At 64.4% G+C, this 20,911-nt stretch carries 25 protein-coding genes; 15 read left to right on the plus strand and 10 right to left on the minus strand.

The window, feature by feature from the left end; translation table 11 throughout:
• Positions 1-113 precede the first annotated feature (113 nt).
• The gene (locus tag BM252_RS17450) at positions 114-551 is read left to right on the plus strand and encodes a GNAT family N-acetyltransferase (RefSeq protein WP_093388937.1); all 438 of its coding nucleotides are present in this window, start codon (positions 114-116) and stop codon (positions 549-551) included.
• A 75-nt stretch (positions 552-626) separates the two neighbouring features.
• Here the strand turns inward: BM252_RS17450 and BM252_RS17455 are convergent, their stop codons facing one another.
• The 4 genes from BM252_RS17455 to ygfZ form a co-directional block, all read right to left on the minus strand.
• Complete coding sequence (locus BM252_RS17455; RefSeq protein WP_093388938.1) at positions 627-1,013, minus strand: Gfo/Idh/MocA family oxidoreductase; 387 nt, start codon at positions 1,011-1,013, stop codon at positions 627-629.
• A gap of 511 nt (positions 1,014-1,524) precedes the next feature.
• Positions 1,525-2,268, minus strand: a complete 744-nt coding sequence (locus BM252_RS17460; protein ID WP_093388939.1) for an NRDE family protein — start codon at positions 2,266-2,268, stop codon at positions 1,525-1,527.
• A complete protein-coding gene (locus tag BM252_RS17465; RefSeq protein ID WP_093388940.1) occupies positions 2,259-2,549 on the minus strand; it encodes a DUF4936 family protein in 291 nt (96 codons plus the stop codon). The genes BM252_RS17460 and BM252_RS17465 overlap by 10 nt, the downstream gene beginning before the upstream one ends.
• 1 nt (position 2,550) lies before the next feature.
• On the minus strand, positions 2,551-3,624 hold the full coding sequence (ygfZ, locus tag BM252_RS17470; RefSeq protein ID WP_093388941.1) for a CAF17-like 4Fe-4S cluster assembly/insertion protein YgfZ: 1,074 nt from the start codon (positions 3,622-3,624) through the stop codon (positions 2,551-2,553).
• Positions 3,625-3,785: 161 nt separating this feature from the next.
• Between ygfZ and mltG the strand changes: the two genes are divergently transcribed.
• Genes mltG through BM252_RS17495 form a run of 5 tightly spaced genes read left to right on the plus strand, consistent with a single transcriptional unit; the run spans position 3,786 to position 7,420 of the window.
• On the plus strand, positions 3,786-4,772 hold the full coding sequence (mltG, locus tag BM252_RS17475) for an endolytic transglycosylase MltG (protein ID WP_093388942.1): 987 nt from the start codon (positions 3,786-3,788) through the stop codon (positions 4,770-4,772).
• A gap of 14 nt (positions 4,773-4,786) precedes the next feature.
• On the plus strand, positions 4,787-5,419 hold the full coding sequence (gene tmk, locus BM252_RS17480; RefSeq protein WP_093388943.1) for a dTMP kinase: 633 nt from the start codon (positions 4,787-4,789) through the stop codon (positions 5,417-5,419).
• Positions 5,420-5,429: 10 nt separating this feature from the next.
• Positions 5,430-6,467: a DNA polymerase III subunit delta' gene (locus BM252_RS17485; protein WP_093388944.1), complete on the plus strand. Its 1,038-nt coding sequence runs from the start codon at positions 5,430-5,432 to the stop codon at positions 6,465-6,467.
• 17 nt (positions 6,468-6,484) lie between these two features.
• Positions 6,485-6,862 carry a PilZ domain-containing protein gene (locus tag BM252_RS17490; protein WP_093388945.1) on the plus strand — a complete coding sequence of 126 codons (378 nt, stop codon included), beginning with the start codon at positions 6,485-6,487 and terminating at the stop codon, positions 6,860-6,862.
• Between the two features lie 39 nt (positions 6,863-6,901).
• A complete protein-coding gene (locus BM252_RS17495; RefSeq protein ID WP_093388946.1) occupies positions 6,902-7,420 on the plus strand; it encodes a GNAT family N-acetyltransferase in 519 nt (172 codons plus the stop codon).
• 146 nt (positions 7,421-7,566) lie between these two features.
• Here the strand turns inward: BM252_RS17495 and BM252_RS17500 are convergent, their stop codons facing one another.
• Positions 7,567-7,977, minus strand: a complete 411-nt coding sequence (locus BM252_RS17500) for a tellurite resistance TerB family protein (protein ID WP_093388947.1) — start codon at positions 7,975-7,977, stop codon at positions 7,567-7,569.
• Between the two features lie 124 nt (positions 7,978-8,101).
• Between BM252_RS17500 and nhaR the strand changes: the two genes are divergently transcribed.
• The 5 genes from nhaR to BM252_RS17525 all read left to right on the plus strand — a co-directional run bounded on the left by nhaR (position 8,102) and on the right by BM252_RS17525 (position 12,022).
• The gene (gene nhaR, locus BM252_RS17505) at positions 8,102-9,001 is read left to right on the plus strand and encodes a transcriptional activator NhaR (RefSeq protein ID WP_093388948.1); all 900 of its coding nucleotides are present in this window, start codon (positions 8,102-8,104) and stop codon (positions 8,999-9,001) included.
• Between the two features lie 89 nt (positions 9,002-9,090).
• Positions 9,091-9,870, plus strand: a complete 780-nt coding sequence (locus BM252_RS17510; RefSeq protein WP_093388949.1) for a TatD family hydrolase — start codon at positions 9,091-9,093, stop codon at positions 9,868-9,870.
• 7 nt (positions 9,871-9,877) lie between these two features.
• Positions 9,878-10,576 carry an ankyrin repeat domain-containing protein gene (locus tag BM252_RS17515; protein ID WP_093388950.1) on the plus strand — a complete coding sequence of 233 codons (699 nt, stop codon included), beginning with the start codon at positions 9,878-9,880 and terminating at the stop codon, positions 10,574-10,576.
• Between the two features lie 138 nt (positions 10,577-10,714).
• The gene (locus tag BM252_RS17520) at positions 10,715-11,638 is read left to right on the plus strand and encodes a class I SAM-dependent methyltransferase (protein ID WP_093388951.1); all 924 of its coding nucleotides are present in this window, start codon (positions 10,715-10,717) and stop codon (positions 11,636-11,638) included.
• 138 nt (positions 11,639-11,776) lie between these two features.
• Complete coding sequence (locus tag BM252_RS17525; RefSeq protein ID WP_093388952.1) at positions 11,777-12,022, plus strand: hypothetical protein; 246 nt, start codon at positions 11,777-11,779, stop codon at positions 12,020-12,022.
• A 7-nt stretch (positions 12,023-12,029) separates the two neighbouring features.
• Here BM252_RS17525 and BM252_RS30240 read toward each other — a convergent pair whose 3' ends face one another.
• The 4 genes from BM252_RS30240 to BM252_RS17535 form a co-directional block, all read right to left on the minus strand.
• Complete coding sequence (locus BM252_RS30240; protein ID WP_139236572.1) at positions 12,030-12,308, minus strand: hypothetical protein; 279 nt, start codon at positions 12,306-12,308, stop codon at positions 12,030-12,032.
• A 290-nt stretch (positions 12,309-12,598) separates the two neighbouring features.
• The gene (locus BM252_RS30245; protein WP_139236574.1) at positions 12,599-13,108 is read right to left on the minus strand and encodes a DUF8051 family protein; all 510 of its coding nucleotides are present in this window, start codon (positions 13,106-13,108) and stop codon (positions 12,599-12,601) included.
• Between the two features lie 64 nt (positions 13,109-13,172).
• The gene (locus BM252_RS17530; protein WP_174900570.1) at positions 13,173-13,790 is read right to left on the minus strand and encodes a TetR/AcrR family transcriptional regulator; all 618 of its coding nucleotides are present in this window, start codon (positions 13,788-13,790) and stop codon (positions 13,173-13,175) included.
• 433 nt (positions 13,791-14,223) lie between these two features.
• Positions 14,224-15,129 (minus strand): LysR family transcriptional regulator, encoded by a 906-nt coding sequence (locus BM252_RS17535; RefSeq protein ID WP_093388954.1) that lies wholly within the window; start codon positions 15,127-15,129, stop codon positions 14,224-14,226.
• A 122-nt stretch (positions 15,130-15,251) separates the two neighbouring features.
• Between BM252_RS17535 and BM252_RS17540 the strand changes: the two genes are divergently transcribed.
• From BM252_RS17540 to BM252_RS17550, 3 genes are all read left to right on the plus strand, one after another.
• On the plus strand, positions 15,252-16,112 hold the full coding sequence (locus BM252_RS17540; RefSeq protein WP_093389000.1) for a pirin family protein: 861 nt from the start codon (positions 15,252-15,254) through the stop codon (positions 16,110-16,112).
• A 102-nt stretch (positions 16,113-16,214) separates the two neighbouring features.
• On the plus strand, positions 16,215-16,841 hold the full coding sequence (gene ycaC, locus BM252_RS17545; protein ID WP_093388955.1) for an isochorismate family cysteine hydrolase YcaC: 627 nt from the start codon (positions 16,215-16,217) through the stop codon (positions 16,839-16,841).
• 391 nt (positions 16,842-17,232) lie between these two features.
• A complete protein-coding gene (locus BM252_RS17550) occupies positions 17,233-17,433 on the plus strand; it encodes a hypothetical protein (protein ID WP_093388956.1) in 201 nt (66 codons plus the stop codon).
• A gap of 44 nt (positions 17,434-17,477) precedes the next feature.
• On the opposite strand, the gene BM252_RS17555 is transcribed toward BM252_RS17550, so the two are convergent.
• Positions 17,478-18,593 (minus strand): phospholipase A, encoded by a 1,116-nt coding sequence (locus BM252_RS17555; protein WP_093388957.1) that lies wholly within the window; start codon positions 18,591-18,593, stop codon positions 17,478-17,480.
• 203 nt (positions 18,594-18,796) lie between these two features.
• On the opposite strand from BM252_RS17555, the gene fusA reads away from it, so the two are divergent.
• A complete protein-coding gene (gene fusA, locus BM252_RS17560) occupies positions 18,797-20,908 on the plus strand; it encodes an elongation factor G (RefSeq protein ID WP_093388958.1) in 2,112 nt (703 codons plus the stop codon).
• The last annotated feature ends 3 nt before the right edge of the window (positions 20,909-20,911 follow it).

The following is a 20,911-nucleotide window of genomic DNA, read 5'->3' on the forward strand; positions in this document are numbered from 1 at the left end:
GTAATGGCTATCCGGGCGGAGGGGTGAGTATTTGGCGGCCGGTGCTGGGCCGCTTCCATCCGGCGCGGGCGGCGTGCGACAATCGTCGCTTCGCCACCCTTTGCCTCCGCAATATGACCAATACAGCCAAGCACGACATCCGTTTCGGCAACTGGGACGCCCTGAGCGCCGATGCCAAACTCATCCGTTTCGAAGTCTTTGTCGACGAACAGAAGGTGCCGGCCGAGATCGAACTCGACGACATGGACGCCGTCTGCCTGCACGCCGTCGCCTACGACGCCGCCGGCATGCCCATCGGCACCGCGCGGCTGCTGCCGGACGGGCATATCGGCCGCATGGCGGTGCGCAAGGTCGCGCGGGGGAGCGGTGTCGGCGGCGCGTTGTTGCAAGCCCTGATGGCGCAGGCCAAGGCGCGCGGCGACCGCAAGGTGGTGCTGAGCGCACAGACCCAGGCCGCGCCGTTCTACCAGCGGCACGGTTTCGTTATCGACGGCGAGGAATTCTTCGAGGCGGGCATCGCCCACATCCAGATGCAGCTGACGTTCGCCTGATTTTGGCTGCGGGCGAGCGGGGCAGGGTGGCGCCGCCTATGTACCCGGCGGCGCGATGTCGGCTTCGATGTCGGCTTAGTAGCCGGTCTTGCGGCCTTCGATGACGGGCATGGCGTGGTCGCTGATCAGCGCCCCGATCAGCCGGGCGATGGTTTCCGAGGCGATGACGGTGTGGTGGTTGTCCGCCGCGGCGAGCTTGTGGCGCAGTTCGTTGCGCACTTCCGGCAGGCCGCTCAGGTCGAAGATGACGTCGAGCTTGTCGCCCAGTGCGACCAGCTCGTCCAGGCCGACCACGGCGATGCCGGCGGCGACGGCTTGGGCCTTGCCCGGCGTGTCCATCTTCTCCGCGACGTGGGTCAGGTGAACGCCGCCGCGTTTCTTCTTCAACATCTCGGTGAGAAATGCCGATCCAATACGTCCAAGACCAATGATGGCGATGTTTTGATTGCTCTGACTATCCATGCGTTTCTCCGGAAAATAGCTGCGCTTGCGGTGGGTGTGCGGCTGGGCCTTTTGCTGTTGCCTGCCGGTAAAGTATAAACTTGCTATTTACTTTCCCACAATAACTATTTTGGATTAGAACCTTCGACGGATGGACGGTGACGGATGGCCCGGCCCGGATGGCTACTTCGCCCGGCCGGCAACGCTGCCGTAAGCGTTTTCGCAGCTACAGGCGCTGCCCGGTGGCAAGGGATGGCGCAAGCTGCAGCAGCCGGAGGGCGAGCCCCGGCCCCGGGGTCAGTGCCCCGGGGTCAGTGCCCCGGGGTCAGTGCCCCGGGGTCAGTGCCGACATTCGGACACGAGTTCAACCGTAGCATTTGGCAGCAAGGGGGGGGGGGGCTACTGCTGTGTCTGTGTCCAAATGTCGGCACTGACCCCGGCTCTCCTGCTGTGTCTGTGTCCGAATGTCGGCACTGACCCCGGCTCTCGCTGACCCCGGCTCTCGGTCCTTTTCGGGGGGCGTGGGATTAGGCTATTGGACCAGCACTTCGTGCAGCACCGCCGGGGCGTCGGCGTAGAGCTTGACCACGGTCGAGGTGCGCGTGCCGTAGCCCGGCGTTTCGATGCGCACCGCCGACAAGACCCGCTCCAGGTCGAGCGGCACGCCGGTTTCCGGCAGGCGCATGTCGGGCGCCAGCGTGGTGTCGGAGAGCATCTCGAAATAGGCGTCGTCGGGCGCGCCCAGGCACAGCAGGCTGGCGAACTGCGCCTTGGTCTTGAGCACCTTCGGCCACGGCGCGTCGAGTAGGGCGTTGGACAGACCGTAGACGCCGGGCTCGAGCGGTTGGCCGTTGCGCGGGTCGCCCTGGCCCTTGTTGGAGAACCAGATCAGGGTGTCGCGGTCGGCCAGCACCAGGTTGAAGCCGTTGTAGGCCTCGCTGCCGGCGCGGATCGATTCAACATACTGCTGCGGCGTCATATTGCCGGCCAGGTAGTCGGCCACCAGGTGGCCGCGCGAGGGCGCGTCCGGCTTGTGCTCGGCCGGCGCGCGGATGTTGGTGATGGCGGCGAAGCGCGACGACTGTGTCGCCGCCTCGCCCCGGCTGATGCCCATCCAGCTGCCGCCGGCCTTCAGGTCGCGGCCGGCAAAAATCTGCGGCTGGTCCGGCCAGGCGCCGGCCGGCGCGCTGGCGCGCGCGTAAAATTCGTCGCGGTTGGCGGCCGCCACCAGCGGCACGGCCGGGATGACCTTCCAGGCGAAAACGATCAAACACATGAGATTACATCCGTAAAGACTTCGGTGTGGCGCGCGCCGGCGATCCAGGCGGACAGGCCGGCCTGTTCGACGGCCCCCTCCAGCGCGGCCGGAAAGCTGGCCGGCACGGCCGGGTAGACTTCCATCCAGGTTTGCAGGCCGTCCTTGGCCTGCGGCCGCCGCTTCAGCTGGGCGGCGACGCCGTGGCGCTGTGCCAGGCCGGCCTGCATGGCCGTGACGGCCCCTTGCAGGGCGGCCGTGTCGGCTTCGCGCACCTGGTAGTAAATGTACAGGTCGGCCATGTCAGAGGTCGAGCGCGTCCAGCACATACGGCATGGCGAGGAAGCGCAGCGGCGTGCCGGCGGCCGAACCGAGCCGCACGGCGCCCTCGGCGACGCCGGCGTCGATCGCCGCCAGCTTCATCTCGACCAGCGCGTCGACGCCGCCGGCGCCGTTCGGCGCGGCGTTGACCACCATGCCGCAAGGCTGTTCGGGATCGGCCGTGGCGAACACCTCGGCGCCGGGAATGGCGGCCTTGTCGGCGATGCTGACCAGCGTCGTGCGACGCTTCAGCTTGCCCAAATATTGGCTACGGGCGACGATCTCCTGGCCAGGGTAGCAACCCTTCTTGAAGTTGACGCCGCCCAGCAGCTCGTAGTTGACCATCTGCGGCACGAACTGCTCCTGCGTCGCCGCGCCGATCTGCGGCACGCCGGCGTGGATCTCGGACAAATGCCAGGCGTCGTTGCCGCCCACGGCCAGGCGCTCGGCCAGCAGCGGCCAGACGGTGGCGGCGGTGGCGCCCGAGGTCAGCCATTGGTAGCGCGGCGCGCCGAACACGTCGCCGAGGCGCAGCAGCGTGCCCAGCGGATGGTCGATGCGGCTGTACGCTTGCGCCGGCAGCACGTCGAACCAGGTGCGCAGCACGGCCTCGGCCAGGGCGCCGCCCAGGCCCAGCACCACCTCGTTGGCGGGCTGCGCGGTGGCGTCGCTGAGTTTTGTTTTGGCGCGCAGCACGAACATCTGCAGGCGTTTTTGCAGCGGCGCCTGGATCGCGCGCGGCAGCTGCAAATAGATGGTTTCGGCGTCGCGCCACAGCAGGAAGCTGGCCAGCAGCCGGCCCTTGGGCGAGCAGTAGCCGGCCAGGCGCACTTGCTCCGCGTTCAGGTGCTCGACGTCGTTGGTCAACTGGCCGTGCAGGAAGCTGGCCGACTCCTCGCCGTTCAACGCGATCAGGCCCAGGTCGGTGACGGGGGCGGCGAAGCCGGCGGCCAGCTCGGTGGCGCCGAGGGCGCGGCCGAAGTCCAGCACCTGATCCGGCGCCTGCTCGGCGCGGCGCGCACCCTGCGCGTCCAAAAGTTGATTCCAAGTATTCATAATTTCCAATAATTTGACGATTAAAGCATTATCATTACGGGTTCATTATAGTGATGTCGCGCAAAACGCGCCGAACGCGGCCAAAAACCGTATCGGGTTCGGCTGGCTTAGCCTGCATTTCTGGTCCACACTGGTGGATAACCACTTGGCTTGTTTGAGAGATGGCTTTCATAAAAAAAATCATAGTTAGCGGCATGATCGTTGCGGTGGCGGCGGGCGGCTATTTCGCCTATTGGGCGACGGACGCCATCACCACCGAGGAACCGGCCATCGAATTCAGCATCGCCCCCGGCAGCGGCGCCCACGCCGCCGGCCAACAGATCGCCGAGGCCGGCGTGCCGATCGAACCGCTGCTGTTCAATCTGCTGGCCCGTGTCACCGCCAAGAGCGGCAAACTGAAGGCCGGCGCCTACGAACTGAAACCCGGCACCACGCCGCTGCGCTTGATAGATCAACTGGTGCGCGGCGAGTTCGCCCAGGAAACGCTGACCATCATCGAGGGCTGGACCTTCCGCCAGATGCGCCAGGCGATGGCGGCGCACAAGGGCCTCAAGCATGATACCGTTGCCTTGTCGGACAAGGAGTTGATGGCGCGCATAACATCCGACTATAAGCAGCCGGAGGGCTTGTTCTTTCCCGACACCTACCTGTTCGCCAAGGGCGCCAGCGACCTGCAGATCTTCCGTCAGGCGCACAGCATGCTGATCACCCGCCTCAACGCGGCGTGGGAAAAGCGCGACCCGGCGCTTCCCTACAAGAACCCCTACGAGGCGCTGGTGATGGCCTCCATCGTCGAGAAGGAGACCGGGCAAAAGTCCGAGCGCGGCATGATCGCCGGCGTCTTCGTCAACCGTCTCAAGCTGGGCATGCTGCTGCAGACCGACCCGACGGTGATCTACGGCATGGGCGCCAGGTACGAGGGCAAGATCCGCAAGCGCGACCTGGAAACGGACACCCCTTACAATACCTACACGCGCAGCGGCCTGCCGCCGACGCCGATCGCCTTGCCGGGCGTGCAGTCGCTGACGGCGGCGCTGGCGCCGGCCAAGACGCCGGCCCTGTATTTCGTCTCGCGCGGCAACGGCACCAGCCAGTTTTCCGACAACCTGACCGACCACAACCGGGCAGTGAACCAATTCCAACGATAGGCCTTTCAGTTTTCATGACTCAACAACGCGGCAAATTCATCAGTTTCGAAGGCATCGACGGTGCCGGCAAGTCGACCCATATCGGCTTCGTGGCGCAATTCCTGCGCAGCCACGGCGGCGCCGACATAGAACTGGTCACCACCCGCGAGCCGGGCGGCACGCCGCTGGGCGAAAAGCTGCGCGACCTGCTGCTGCACGAAAAGATGCACCTGGAGACGGAGGCGCTGCTGATGTTCGCCAGCCGCCGCGAGCACATCGCCCAGGTGATCGAGCCGGCCTTGGCGCGCGGCGCCTGGGTCATCTCCGACCGTTTCACCGACGCCAGCTTCGCCTACCAGGGCGGCGGCCGGGGCATGGACCGCGCCAAGATGGAGGCGCTGGAGCAGTGGGTCCACCCGCATCTGCAACCGGACCTGACCTTCCTGTTCGACGTGCCGCTGGAAGTGGCCCGCGCCCGCCTCGACGCCACCCGCTCGCTCGACAAGTTCGAGCAGGAGCAGGCCGACTTTTTCGCCGCCACGCGCCAGGAGTACCTGCGCCGCGCCGCCCAGTTCCCGCAGCGTTTCCGCATCATCGACTCGACCCAGACGATCGCCGCGATCCAGTTGCAGCTGAGCGGCATGCTGCAAGCGGAACTTTCAGCATAGAATACTACTGATGAGCAATTCAATTTATCCTTGGCAAGAATCGTCCTGGCAACAGCTGCAACAGCTGCGCCAGCGCATGCCCCACGCCATCCTGTTCCATGGCGCCGCCGGGATAGGCAAGTCCGACTTCATCGAGCGCTTCGCCCAGGGCCTGCTGTGCGAGGCCGTGCTGCCCAGCGGCCACGCCTGCGGCCAGTGCGCCTCCTGCGGCTGGTTCACCCAGCACAACCACCCCGACTACCGCCGCGTGCGCCCCGAGGCGCTGGAGGACGAGCCGCCGGCCGACGGCGAGGAGGGCGGCGACAGCGAGTCCAAAAAGACCGCCAAGTCGGCCAAGGCGCCGTCGAAAGAGATCAAGATCGAGCAGATCCGCAATCTGGCCGACTTCATGAACATTTCCACCCACCGCCAGGGTCTGCGCGTGGTGGTGCTGTACCCGGCCGAGGCGCTCAACATGCCGGCCTCGAACGCGCTGCTGAAGACCCTGGAGGAGCCGCCGCCGGGCACCGTCTTCCTGCTCGCCTCGAACAGCCTGGACCGGCTGCTGCCGACGATCTTGTCGCGCTGCCGCAAGTTCGCCCTGCCCATGCCCAGCCACGCCGAGGCGCTGGCCTGGCTCAAGGCGCAGGGCGTGGCCGACGCCGACAGCTGGCTGCGCGAGCAGGGCGGCGCGCCGTTGGCGGCGATGGCCCAGGCCGAAACCGGCAACCGCGACGACATGGACGCGCTGCTGCAACTGCTGGCCCATCCGAGCATCGAGGGCGCGCTGAAGACGGCGGAAAAATTGCAGAAGGTGAGCCTGTCGGCGCAGGTTTCCTGGGTTCAGCGCTGGCTTTACGACCTGTTTTCCTACAAACTGGCAGGCAGCGTGCGCTACTACCCGCGTTACCAGCGCGAGCTGGCCAGCCTGGCCGACAAGATCCACGTCAGCCGCCTGCTGGCCGCCATCAAGAGCGCCAACGAGCGCCGCGCCACCGCCGACCACCCCTTGTCGCCCAAGTTGTTCATCGAAGACATGCTGCTCGACTACACGGCCTGCTGCGCCTGAAACCTGAAAGGGACGACATGAGCGCCAGCCCCTCCGACCCGAACACCGCGCCCCTGGCGCGGCCGACGGTGCTGTCGCTGGCGATCAAGGAAAAGGCCGCGCTGTACGCCGCCTACATGCCGTTTCTGAAAAATGGCGGCATGTTCGTGCCGACCCAAAAGCCCTACAAGATCGGCGACGAGATCTACCTGATCCTGGCGCTGATGGACGACGTCAACAAATACCCGATCGCCGGCAAGGTCGCCTGGATCACGCCGCCCGGCGCGCACAACAACAAGGCGCAGGGCATCGGCGTACACTTCCCGGACGACGACAGCGGCACCCGCACCCGGCTGCGCATCGAGGAGATCCTCGGCGCCGCCCTGCGTTCCTCGCGGGCTACCCACACCCTGTAGCCGATTTCTGCAAGATTCCACCCCTTCATTTTTCCGCTCATGACCGCATTCCGCCACCGCAACGCCACGCTCGACGACCTGCCCGCCATCGTCGCCATCTACAACAGCACCGTCGCCTCGCGCGAAGTCACCGCCGACACCGAGCCGGTCTCGGTCGAATCGCGCCTGGCCTGGTTCCACGAGCACACGCCGGAGCGCCGCCCGCTGTGGATCATCGAGGCGGCCGACGATGCGTCGGTCCCGGCGGCGACGCTGGGCTGGATCTCGTATTCGAACTTCTACGGCCGGCCGGCCTATTCGGGCACGGCGGAAATTTCCGTCTACATCGCCGAGGCCTGGCGCGGCAAGGGCATCGGCCGCTACTGCCTGGAGCAGGCCATCGCCTACGCGCCCAGCATCCAGGTGCACACCTTGCTCGGCTTCATCTTCGGCCACAACGCCCCCAGTCTGGGCCTGTTCGCCAAGTACGGCTTCGCCACCTGGGCCAATCTGCCCAAGGTGGCCAATCTGGACGGCATCGAGCGCGACCTGATCATCCTCGGCAAGCGCGTCGCCTGAGCTGGGGTTTTGGCATCCAGCCGGAACCAGGCTAAGCTAAGAAGACCCACTGGCGCAATTAAGGGTCAGACCCTCGGGTCTGACCCTGGCTTTGAGCCTGTGGATGGTTTGGAGGCCGCTGGCGTCTTAGCCGGGCCCCGCCCCCCCTAGGCCAGCCGGCGCGGCCGGTCGCTGAAGTTCGACTCGGCCGACCAGGCCGCGCTGGCGCGCGCCAACAGCACCGCCTCGGCGTCGGCCAACCAGCCGTCGGCGTCGGCGATGGCCCACATCGCCTGCAGCAGATGGCGGCGCAGATCGGGCTCGCGGATCTCGTCGAGCAGGCTGTCGATCAAGCCGTGGTCCATCTGCACCGCGCCATGGACGACGGTTTGCAACATGTCGTCGCACAAGTCTTGCAGCAACTGCTCGAAGCCAGCCACGTCGAGTTCGATGTAGGTTAGGATCTTGCTGCGGTCCAAGGCGCGCAATTCGGACGGCGTCAAGTTGCCGTCGACCACCATTGCCAGCGCGAGTATCCGTCCCGCCGCTTGTGGACTGTTTGTTTGGTAAGCGCGCATAGCCTTTACTCCAGTATGAAAAGTTTTTGTCGAAACCGACGAGAAACAGTCTAATGCCCCGCGCCACAAAAGAATAATCGATTAATATTGCACAATACATCGATTTTTTGGAGCTATCGCCGGCATGTCCTCACTCAACTACAAGCATTTGCGCTACTTTTGGATGGTCGCCAAGGCCGGCAGCATCGCCCGCGCGGCGGAGCAGTTGCACCTGACGCCGCAGTCGATCTCCGGCCAGTTGAGCGAGTTCGCCGACACGCTCGGCGTCGAGCTGTTCCGCCGCAACGGCCGCAACCTGGAGCTGACCGACACCGGCCGCAGCATCCTGCGCCACGCCGAGGACATCTTCCGCGCCGGCGACGAGCTGCTCGACATCGTGCGCGACCAGTCGCCGACGGCGACCGTCGCCTTCCGGGTGGGCTGCGCCGATTCGGTGTCGAAGACCATCGCCTGCCGCTTGGTGCAACCGGCGCTGGCGATGGCCGAGCCGCCCCGTTTGATCTGCCGCGAGGGCCGCCTGGCCAGCCTGCTGGCCGACTTGGCGGTGCACCGGCTCGACATGATCATCGCCGACCGGCCCATGCCCAGCCACCTGAGCGTGCGCGGCTACAACCACTTGCTGGGCGAGAGCGGTCTGGCCGTGTTCGCCAACGCGGAGCTGGCGGCGGGCCTGGTGGGCGACTTCCCGGCCTGCCTGCACCGCGCCCCCATGTTGCTGCCCGGCGAGGACTTCGCCATCCGCCACAAGCTGCTGGCCTGGCTGGAGGGCAGCGGGCTGCGCCCGCGCGTGGTCGGCGAGTTCGACGACAGCGCGATGATGAAGGCCTTCGGCCGTTCCGGCGCCGGCGTGTTCTTCGCGCCCAGCGTGATCGCCGCCCATGTCTGCGCGCAATACGGCGTGGTCCAACTGGGCGTGGTCCCCAGCCTGCTGGAGCAGGTCTACGCCATCACCACGGAGCGGCGCATGAGCCACCCGGCCACCCTGGCGATCAGCCAGGCGGCGCGGCGCGAGGTGTTCGTCTAGCGCGGCCGGCGGCGCGGGGATGGCCAGGCGAGGACGGCCGGGCGCGGGCGGGCCAGCGGCGCCGGCACGCTCCGGGGTACAATTGCGCCATGTATATCGATTCCCATTGCCATATCAATTTCCCCGAGCTGGCCGCTCGCATGCCCGAGATCCTGGCCAAGATGGCCGACAACCACGTCACGCACGCGCTGTGCGTGTCGGTCGACCTGCCGGATTTTCCGCAGGTGCTGGCCCTGGCCGAACAGTATCCGCACATCTACGCCTCGGTCGGCGTGCATCCCGACTACGAGGACACGCCGGAACCCAGCGTCGAGCAGCTGGTGCAACTGGCCGACCACAAGAAGATCATCGCCATCGGCGAGACCGGGCTCGACTATTTCCGCCTGACGGGCGACCTTGAATGGCAGCGCGAGCGCTTCCGCACCCACATCAAAGCCTCAAGAATCACCCGTAAGCCCTTGATTATTCACACCCGCGCCGCCAGCGAGGACACCATCCGCATCATGCGCGAGGAGGGCGCCGGCACCGAGGCGGGCGGCGTGGCCGGCGTCATGCATTGCTTCACCGAATCGCTGGAGGTGGCCCGCGCGGCCATCGAGATGGGCTTCTACATCTCCTTCTCCGGCATCGTCACCTTCAAGAGCGCCAAGGACTTGCAGGCGGTGGCGTTGGAGTTGCCGCTCGACCGCATCCTGATCGAAACGGATTCACCCTACCTGGCGCCGATGCCGCACCGTGGCAAGATGAACGAGCCGGGCTTCGTGGCCCACGTCGGCGAGTACATCGCCAAGCTCAAGGGCATTCCCGTGGAGCAGGTGGCGCAGCAGACGACGGACAACTTCTTCAAACTATTCAACGTGGTACGCTGATATTCTCATGCCGAATCCCATCATCAAACCGGCCGCCAAGCGGCGCTTTTGGCTGGCCGCTCTGGCCGCCGGCCTGTTCGCCGGCCACGCCGGCCCGGCCCTGGCCGACGCGGCCGAGGACGCCGTCGACTACTTCCGCGCCGTCCAGATCGACAACGTCGGCGTGGTTCGCCGCGTGCTGGCCAAGGGGCTCGATCCCAACATCCGCGAACCGGAACGGGGCGAGACCGGCTTGATCGTGGCGATGCGCTACGAGGCCAAGGACACGCTCAAGGTGCTGCTGGCCCAGCCCGGCATCGACCTGGACGCCAAGGCGCCCAACGGCAACACCGCCTTGATGATGGCGGCCTTCCGCCAGAACAAGCCGGCCGTGCTGACCCTGCTCGGCGCCGGCGCAAGCATCAACCAGACCGGCTGGACCGCCTTGCACTACGCGGCGGCGGCCGGCAGTATCGAGATCAGCAATTTGCTGCTGGACCGCAAGGCACAGATCGACGCCGAGTCGCCGTCCGGCATGACGCCGTTGATGCTGGCCGCGCGCGAGGGCCAGGAGGAGATCGTCAAGCTGCTGCTGGCGCGCGGCGCCGACGCCACCTTGAAGGACGGCGGCTTCCACCTCACCGCCGCCGAGTTCGCCACCAAGGCGGACAAGCCCTGGATCGCCAAGGCCATCCAGGCCCATCTGGCCGCCCAGCCCAAGCGCTGAGGCGGGTCTTGCCTTGCCGCAAGCCCGCGAACAGGCGGGTCTTTCCCGCTCACCTCCCGGTTTGGCCGTTTAGCAATGTTAACGATAATGGTTGCGTCGTATTGATTCCTCCATGCAATGCGCTAACAAAGGATACCCATGCTGAACGAACGCGAGATTGAGAGCTGCTACCTGGGGCAGTTCATTCCAGTCCACTACCATCACAATATGTTGATGGACCAAAACCGCATGCACGGCTTCAAGTCGGCCATCGACTACGCCGTCAAGCCGGGCGCCAAGGTGCTGGAACTGGGCGGCGGCACCGGCGTGCTGTCCTGGTTCGCCGCCGCCAAGGCGGCCAAGGTGTACTGCGTCGAGTTCAATCCGGACATGGTCAAGGAAGCGCGCAAGATGCTCACCCTCAATCCGAACGGCGAAAAGGTCGAGGTGGTGCACGCCGACGCCTTCGAATACCTGCCGCCCGAGCCGGTCGACGTGGTCATCTGCGAAATGATCCACGTCGCCATGCTGCGCGAAAAGCAGGTCGAGGTGATCGAATCGTTCAAGCGCCGCTATCTGGAACGCTTCGGCGGCCCGCTGCCGATCTTCCTGCCGGAGGCGGTCATCATGGCGGTGCAGCCGCTGCAACAGGAATACGATTTCGAGGGCTTCTACGCTCCCATCGTGCAATTCCAGGAAACCGGCATGATCTATTCCGGCACCCAGGAAATGGCGCCGCCTGCCGTCTACAGCATCATCGACTTCAACCAGCCCAACGAGCTGAGCTACAGCTGGGAAGGCAAGTTCGTGGTCGAGCGCAGCGGCCAGATCAACGCCTTGCGCTTCGTCACCAAGAATATTCTGGCCGTGGTGCCGGAACGCTCGACCACCATCGACTGGCTCAACCACTACATGACCTTGCCGCTGGCCAATCCGGTCAAGGCCAACGAGGGCGACGTGTTGCAGGTCAGCTTCCAGTACCGCGCCGGCGGCTCTATCCCCTCGCTGCAAGCGTCGCTGCGCGCCGACATCCTGTACGAGGCCGCGCTGCAACCGCAGCAATACATGCCGGCCTTCGCCTAAGTACGCTTAGCAAGCGGGCAATATTGCCCAGCGCCCGCCGTCATGCGACGGCGGGCCGCGTCGAAAAAGCTTCCCCCTCGGGCGTTCCGCAGCGTATATTTCGTCTTTTACACTTAACACCGATTAGACGGCATTTATATGGAACAGAACGACCAGCGTTACCTCGTGCGACAAAACAAGATCAGCGATGCGGAGAAACCACCCGTGTTCGCCAAGGTCATGCGCAGCAAGGAGGGCGTGTTCGAGGGCGTGTCCTTCATCAAATCGAAGGAAAAAGCGACGGTGATGACCATCGCCGAGGCCAATGAGGCCATCGCCTGGGCAGGCAAGAAGAAGTCCAACGCCCACGAGTACGTCACCAAGATCATCTGCCTGGGGCAATAAGCCAGTCCTAATGCCGGTGAGTTCGCTGCTTATTGGACTCTGCGGTAGCTGGTCTGGGCTCTATCGGTGGGCGGCGAACCACGACAACTGATTCGTCCGGCTCGAACCAAAATTCACCGTGGGGGCCGTCGAGATGGCCTGTAATCAGTTGAATCAGTCCGTCCACCGAATTGACCTGGGTGATAGCTTCCCAAGCGTAGGTCGGATGTTTGCCAGTGCCAAGTCCGTTGTAAATAATATCGCCGATCCTGGTGTGGTCAGCGGCTACAGTGATCCTGGTTGTCATGCCAATTCCCTCCTAAACCGTCCGCAGCCAGTTTGCGGCCCTTGCTGAGATCATGCTCCCCTCCGAACATTCCCGCTACGATATTTCGATCCTGTCCCAGCTAAGTTCACGCCGCCCGGTAGAACGCCTGCCCCCCTGAGGCGTGACTGACGGTCAGTCGGCCGACGACAGAGATCACCAAATGACCGGGGCTGGCCGAAGCCGGCGGGTGACGTTCAGGATAGCAGCTTGCCTCCTGCAAAATCGAGTCAGTGGCGCGCTTCGCCCGCGCTGACCGCGATCTACTGGATTCATCTATGCATTGCATGATAGCTAGCAAAGATGACGATGCCTGCGCCGATGAGAATTGCCACTCCACCGGCAATCAGAAATGTTGGCTTTGCGCCCATCTTTGTTTTCGGATCATTCCCTGATGAGTTTTCACGTGCCAGTGCGAAGGACGCTCCTATCAGTGCCAGCGAGATGATCATTGCAATAATTTCCCGCCTTTGCAAGAGGCTTGGCATCGGATCAAGCGAAACCGGAAAAATACGTAGGAGATCGAGAGCGTAGACGATGGCAAAGCCTAAACCAGCGATGGCTGTGGCATGCGCAACCCATCGGCTGCCTTTCAGGACAAAGTAGACGAGTGCCAAGCTGCCTATGCCCAGCGTCGTAAGGAATATATTGAATAGGATGACCGAAGCCTCCCCAATACTGGCAAAGTTCCTAGTCTCGATTGGTCCACCTGGAACCATAGTTGAAAACAGCAGAACCGAAACCAAGGTCAGCGCAGCGACGAGTTTTCGAGTTGGTGTCATACTTTTTCCTGTCGTCTCGCCCCCGGCACAACGGAAAGGCGCTAGTTGTGTTCAAAGCGTCCGATTAACTTTGCTCTAACCGCAAGGCTGCCGTTATTAGCATGACAAAGCCTGTGAGTTGCGCCTCCGCCGATATGGGGGTGAAAGCGATACGGCTCATGAATCCGTCAATGCAGGCGATGATAGTCGCGGCCGCTTGACGGGTGCTGATCTCATCTGGAACTTCGCCACTAACTTGTGCCTTGCCTATGACGGCGCCAAGAGTGTCGATCATGCGGATTTCCGCGCGCCTGAGGGTCGCTGCGACCTCTTCTTGCCGAAAGGATTCTGCCAAGATTTCTAGCCTCAGAGCATGGGATTGCCGGTCAGGCGGTGTCTCAAAGAGCGCCTTTCCCAAGCTCATAATTCCTTGTTTGAGACTTTTCGCGTCGTTGAGGCTTTCGATGAGCGCAAGATCGCCGGCGAGATTTTCCTCGATCAGAGACATTATCAGATCGTCCTTGGTCGCGAAGTATTGATAGAGATTGGCCCCGCTCACGCCGGCCTCGGCACTGATCTCTGCCGTGCTCGCGGCGTGGAATCCCTTGCGGGCAAAGACGCCTCGCGCTCCATTTATGATTTGCCGCCTTCGCGCGGCACGCCTGTCGGCGTTGACGGGACGTCCTAGTCGCGATGGATTCATTGTGCTCATCCCCTTAATAAAACTGATTAGTTCATTATGTAACTAGCAGTAGCATTGTCAACCTCCGTTTTGGACGATTTTTTTCTCAGAGGGGACTGCATAGTGCCGGGTGTCGGCGGCAATTTCGTGAGCAGGATTGTGCGGTTTCGACCGAGTTACCGATTGCCCGGAAAGAAGCCCCCCGCCCCAGGCCTCGAATGGATGCCCGCCAATCCATATGTTTAGCCGTTTGATGCACACCGAACGGCGGCTTGAAGGCGAACGCGAAAGCGGAAATGGCCTGCGGGCGACTGTACCTTCCGGGTGCACCCACGCGAGGCGCTACCATCGAACTACTTTTCGCGTCTCACAAGGGTTAGTGGTCCACCTTGGATATTCAACGCGATGAGTCTAGACCCAGAGCACGACCATTTTCAAATGCGAGTCGTCACGTTTAGTCCTCGTCCAGCACCTTGTAACGCAGCCCCAGATAGTCGATCAAGGCGCGCACCGACGGCAACTGGCCACGGCGCGACGGGTAGACCACGTGGATGAGTTCCCGTCGCGGCGCCCAGTCCGGTAGCACGCAAACCAGCGAGCCGTCGGCCACTTGCTCGCGCATCATCATGGTCGGCAGTTGCACCACGCCGATGCCGGCCACCGCCGCGCTGCGCAGGGCGATCATGTCGTTGCAAATCATCCGGGGCGTGTGGTGCAGGTCGGCGCGCGCGCCGTCCGGACCGAACAGCTTCCAAATGTACGGCTCGGCCGGCGTACCCAGGCCCAGACTGGGCCAGTCGGCCAGGTCGGCCAGCGTCGCCGGCACGCCCAGCCGGCTCAGCAGCGCGGGGCTGGCCACGAGGCACTGGCTGCGGTCGGCCAGGACGCGCATGATCAGCTCGCTGTCCTGCAGCGGCGGCGGGCGCACCCGGATGGCCACGTCGAGCGCCTCGGCGATGACGTCGACGCGGCGGTTGGTGGCCTCCAGTTGCAAGGTTACATGGGGATGGCTGGCCATGAAGTCGGCCAGCATGGCCGCCACGTTGGTCTGCAGCAGGGCGATCGGGCAGCTCAGCCGCACCAGGCCGCGCGGCTCGGCGCGCGTCACTTCAATGGCTTCCTGGGCGGCGTCGGCCTCGACCAGCATGGCCTTGCAGTGCTCGTAGTAGGTCTGGCCGATCTCGGTGACCGAGAAGCGCCGCGTCGAACGCTGGATCAGGCGCACGCCCAGGCGCTCCTCCAGCATGGCGATACGCCGGCTCAACTTGGATTTGGGTATGCCCAGGGCGCGCCCGGCCGGGGCGAAGCCGGCGTGCTCGACCACGTGGACGTAGTAATAGAGGTCGTTTAGATCTTGCATGCTGCCTTCATCGTTCACAAAATAGGACTCTGAAGGTGAATTTTACCAACTTATCAGTGCATCGTCCTGAATCTATACTGTTTACTCGTAATCAAATTTGAGTCCACCGTATGGAGAACAGCATGAAACGAGTACTTGGTGTGTATAGCTCCCCGCGCGGCCATTGGGTCGGCGACGGTTTCCCGGTGCGGTCGATGTTTTCTTATCAGGACCACGGCAAGCAGCTCAGCCCCTTCTTGCTGCTGGACCATGCCGGTCCGGCCCAGTTCACCCCCACCAGCCGCCCGCGCGGCGTGGGCCAGCATCCGCATCGCGGCTTCGAGACGGTGACCATCGTCTACAAGGGCGAGGTGGCGCACCGCGATTCGACCGGCAAGGGCGGCGTGATCGGCCCCGGCGACGTGCAGTGGATGACGGCCGGTTCCGGCATCCTGCACGAGGAGTTCCATTCCGAGGCCTTCAGCCAATCGGGCGGCGAGTTGGAGATGGTGCAACTGTGGGTCAACCTGCCGGCCAAGGACAAGATGACGGCGCCGGGCTACCAGGCCATCGAGGACCGGACGATTCCCAGCCTGGACCTGCCAAACGGCGCCGGCACGGTGCGGGTAATCGCCGGTTCCTATGCCGGCACGGCCGGCCCGGCGCGCACCTTCACGCCGATGAACGTGTTGGACCTGCGGCTGAAGATGGGCGCGAGCACCGAGCTGCCGATCGCCGCCGGTTGGACCTCGGCGCTGATCGTGCTGCACGGCACGGTGCTGGTCAACGGCGAGACCGTGGCCCACGAGGCGCAGATGGTGGTGCTCGACCGCAACGGCAGCGACGTACTGCTCGAGGCCAACAACGACGCCGTCGTCCTGCTGCTCAGCGGCGAGCCGATCGACGAGCCGGTGGTGGGGCAGGGGCCTTTCGTCATGAACAGCCGGGAGGAAATCGGCCAGGCGATCGCCGACTTCAACAGCGGCCGCTTCGGACAAATGTAAGAGAGATTCGCCGCGATAGCAAACCAGCGGCGGCGGGCAGCCTGCGGCGAATTGGAAAGCCGTCCGCCGCCACATTCACATTCACCAAGAAAGAGAAATATCATGAGCAAATCCTATTCCCGTTTGGACAAAGACCAAGTCGCCGTGCTGCTGGTGGACCACCAGGCCGGCCTGATGTCCCTGGTGCGCGACATCGACCCGGACAAGTTCAAGAACAATGTGCTGGCCCTGGCCGACATCGCCAAGTATTTCAAGCTGCCGACCATCCTGACCACCAGCTTCGAGGACGGCCCGAACGGCCCGCTGATGCCCGAGTTGAAGGAAATGTTCCCGGGCGCGCCCTACATCGCCCGTCCCGGCCAGATCAACGCCTGGGACAACGAGGACTTCGTCAAGGCCATCAAGGCCACCGGCAAGAAGCAACTGCTGATCGCCGGCGTGGTCACCGAGGTGTGTGTGGCCTTCCCGGCGTTGTCCGCGTTGGCCGAGGACTTCGAGGTGTTCGTCGTCACCGACGCCTCCGGCACCTTCAACGAGGTCACCCGGCTGGCCGCCTGGGACCGCATGACGGCCGCCGGCGCCCAGCTGATGAGCTGGTTCGGCGTGGCCGCCGAGCTACACCGCGACTGGCGCAACGACGTGGTTGGCCTGGGCACCTTGTTCGCCAACCACATTCCCGACTACCGCAACCTGATAAACAGCTACAACGCCGCTAGCGCGGCCAAGTAAGCGATAGCCAGCGCCACCCACGATCTAGTGGGCGGCGCTGGCTAGCTTGCGAAACCACAGAGGCACAAGCTGCGCCACCGGCCACCGGGGTCAGCCACCGGGGTCAGCAGCCACCGGGGTCAGTGCCGACATTCGGACACAAACTCAGCAATAAAGAGCTTCGGTGGCTAGGGATATGGTTGAGGTCGTGTCCGAATGTCGGCACTGACCCCGGCTTTGTGCCTGCGGGTGGTTTTGGAGCCGCTGGCGCCTTGGCCGTATGCCCCCTCATGCCCCGGATTCCACCGTTAGTCGCCGCCACGCGCAGTTGGTCGCATGCCGCTTGCCGCTCCGCGCGCGCGGCCCTACAGTGACGCTGTCGATATCGCCTCACCTGATTCTGGAGCATCCCATGCTGAGCTTTGTGTTGTGGTTGGTTCTGTTGTTCCTGTGCTGGCCGCTGGCCTTGCTGGCCCTGCTGCTGTATCCGCTGCTGTGGCTGTTGTTGCTGCCGTTCAGGCTGCTCGGGATAGGCGTCGACGCGGTGTTCGAACTGCTGCGCGCCATAGTCATGCTGCCGGCGCGCATTCTGCGCGGCACGCCGGGACGATAGGTCAGCCGGCGAGCCGCCGCTGGCGGCCGTGGCCGCCATCTCACTTAGAAATCGATCAGGAAACCCGCGCCCAGCGATTTTTGCGAATAGTTGTAGTCGATCAGGCTCTGGCCGTAGCCGGTGAAGGCCTGCAGGTAGCCCTTCAAATTGGCCGTCATCGGGAAGGCCCAGCCGAACTGCAGCGAGCCGTGGCGCTTCTGGAAGTTGCGCCGGCCCGTCACCGACAGCTCGTGGCCGTCGAAGCGGTAGGTGGCGCGCAGGTCGCCGTGGCCCATGTAGTCGACGATGTCGACGTTGTCGTTGTTCGACTTGGTGTTGTCCAGCCGCTTCCAAATCCGCAAGGCCAGCGCCAAATCGCCGTGCTCGGCGCCCACCTCCGCATACACCCGGTTCCAGCTGCGCGATAAGCTCGAGGTCTGGCCGTTCGACTGGTGCACCGCGCCCAGCGCGGCGTAGCGGATGTCCAGGCCGGGCAGCTTGATGGCCAGCGGCGTGGTCAGCATCAGCTCGGGCTGGTAGTTGGTCTCGCGGAATGGGCTGGAGGCGGCCCGGTTGTAGGCCTGCCAGTAGCTCTGCTGGGTGTAGCCGAACCACAGGTCGACCGGCGTGCTCAGCACTTGTTCGATCATCTTCATCTTGAAACTGATCTGGTAGGTCAACTCGGTGTGCTGCGACTCGATGCCGGCCGGGGTGAAGTCCTTGAACGGGCCGTCGTTCGAGCTGGTGCTGTAGTTGGCCAGCACCAGGTAGTTGTCGCGGTGCGGGCGGAAATTGAACACGCCGCGCTTGGACGGCTGGTCCAGCTCCCACCACTGCACCATGCGCGAGATCGACGCCTCGGGCGGGATGGTGGTGACGGCGACCACGGCGGCCGGCAACGGCCGCGGCGGCGCCGGCGGCGCCGGCTGGGTGGCGGCCGGCGCCTCGGCGACGGCGTTGATGATGGCGACGGCGCCGTCCGGCGCGGCCTTGGCTAGCGCGTCATAACAGGCCAGGCGGGCGCTGGCGTCGCCCAGCACCGAGCAGCGCTCAAGGCGCAGGCTCAGCTCGGAGGCGTGGCCGGGGGCGGCCGCCAGGCACAGGCTGGCCAGCAGGACGGGAACGGCGACGGGAAGGCGGCGGGTAGAGGCGAATGCGGTGGGGCGAAGGTTGGTTTTCATTGGGTCTTAGAGTTCGGGAGACATGGCGTGTCACTTATACACTGCGGCACAGTATATTGACTAGAAGAAAAACCCGGCGCACGCCATAACTTGTCGTCCCCAGCCTTGAAATCGCGCATGTGCGGCATACCTGAGTTTTCCTTTACTGTTAGAATTTAGGCACGACCTGCCGTCGTCGACGGCCGCCGTCCAAGGAGATTGTGATGACCCGCAAGACACCTATCGAACGCTACCGCAACATCGGCATCAGCGCCCACATCGACGCCGGCAAAACCACCACCACCGAGCGCATCCTGTTCTACACCGGGGTCAACCACAAGATTGGCGAGGTGCACAACGGCGCCGCCACCATGGACTGGATGGAGCAGGAGCAGGAGCGCGGCATCACCATCACCTCGGCCGCCACCACCGCCTTCTGGAAGGGCATGGCCGGCAACTATCCCGAGCACCGCATCAACATCATCGACACGCCGGGCCACGTCGACTTCACCATCGAGGTGGAGCGCTCCATGCGCGTGCTCGACGGGGCGGTGATGGTCTACGACGCCGTCGGCGGCGTGCAGCCGCAGTCGGAGACGGTGTGGCGCCAGGCGAACAAGTACGCCGTGCCGCGTCTGGCCTTCATCAACAAGATGGACCGGGTCGGCGCCGACTTCTTCCGTGTGCGCCAGCAGATCGCCGACCGCCTGAAGGGCGTCGCCGTGCCGATCCAGATCCCGCTGGGCGCCGAGGACGACTTCCACGGCGTGGTCGACTTGGTCAAGATGCGCGCCATCAACTGGGACGACGCCAGCCTGGGCGTCAAGTTCAGCTACGAGCCGATACCCGCCCACCTGGTCGCGCTGGCGCAGGAGTGGCACGACAAGATGGTCGAGGCGGCCGCCGACGCCAGCCCCGAGCTGACCGAGAAATACCTCAACGGCGAAGCGCTGAGCGAGGCCGAGATCAAGGCCGGCCTGCGCGCGCGCACCATCCGCAACGAGATCGTGCCGATGCTGGCCGGCAGCGCCTTCAAGAACCGTGGCGTGCAGGCCATGCTCGACGCGGTGATCGACTACCTGCCGTCGCCGCTGGACGTGCCGGCCATCGCCGGCCACGACGAGCAGGACCGCGAGATCGAGCGCCACCCGGACGACGCCGATCCGTTCTCGGCGCTGGCCTTCAAGATCATGACCGACCCCTTCGTCGGCCAGCTGACCTTCTTCCGCGTGTATTCCGGCGTGGTCAACTCGGGCGACACGGTGTACAACCCGACCAAGAGCCAGCGCGAGCGGCTCGGCCGCATCCTGCAGATGCACGCCAACGAGCGCAAGGAGATCAAGGAGGTCTACGCCGGCGACATCGCGGCGGCGGTCGGCCTGAAGGCGGTCACCACCGGCGACACGCTGTGCTCGCCCGACCACATCATCGTGCTGGAAAAAATGATCTTCCCCGAGCCGGTGATCTCGCAGGCGGTCGAGCCGAAGACCAAGGTCGACCAGGAGAAGATGGGCATCGCGCTGAACCGGCTGGCGCAGGAGGACCCCTCGTTCCGCGTCCACACCGACGACGAGTCGGGCCAGACCATCATGTCCGGCATGGGCGAGCTGCACCTGGAGATCCTGGTCGACCGCATGCGCCGCGAGTTCGGCGTCGAGGCGACGGTGGGCAAGCCGCAGGTGGCCTACCGCGAGACGATACAGCGCAGCGTCAGCGAGGTCGAGGGCAAGTTCGTCAAACAGTCGGGCGGGCGCGGCCAGTACGGCCACGTCGTGCTGACCCTGGAGCCGATGGAGCCGGGCAAGGGCTATCTGTTCGTCGACGCCGTCAAGGGCGGCGTGGTGCCGCGCGAGTTCATCCCGGCGGTCGACAAGGGCGTCCAGGAGACGCTGCGCAGCGGCGTGTTGGCCGGCTACCCGGTGGTCGATGTCAAGGTGACGCTGACCTTCGGCTCCTACCACGACGTCGACTCGAACGAGAACGCCTTCCGCATGGCCGGTTCGATCGCCTTCAAGGACGGCATGCGGCGCGCCGACCCGGTGTTGCTCGAGCCGATGATGCAGGTCGAGGTGGAAACGCCGGAGGAGTTCATGGGCAACGCCATGGGCGACCTGACGGCGCGCCGCGGCATGGTGCAGGGCATGGACGAGATTCCCGGCGGCGGCGGCAAGATCATCCGCGCGCTGGTGCCGCTGGCCGAGATGTTCGGCTATTCGACCACGCTGCGTTCGCTCAGCCAGGGCCGCGCCACCTACACGATGGAGTTCAAGCACTACGCGGCGGTGCCGCGCCACGTGCTCGACCAGGTGGCCAGCTCGGCCAAGGCCAGGCACTAGGAT

The organism is Rugamonas rubra (assembly GCF_900114705.1).
Lineage (GTDB): Bacteria > Pseudomonadota > Gammaproteobacteria > Burkholderiales > Burkholderiaceae_D > Rugamonas > Rugamonas rubra.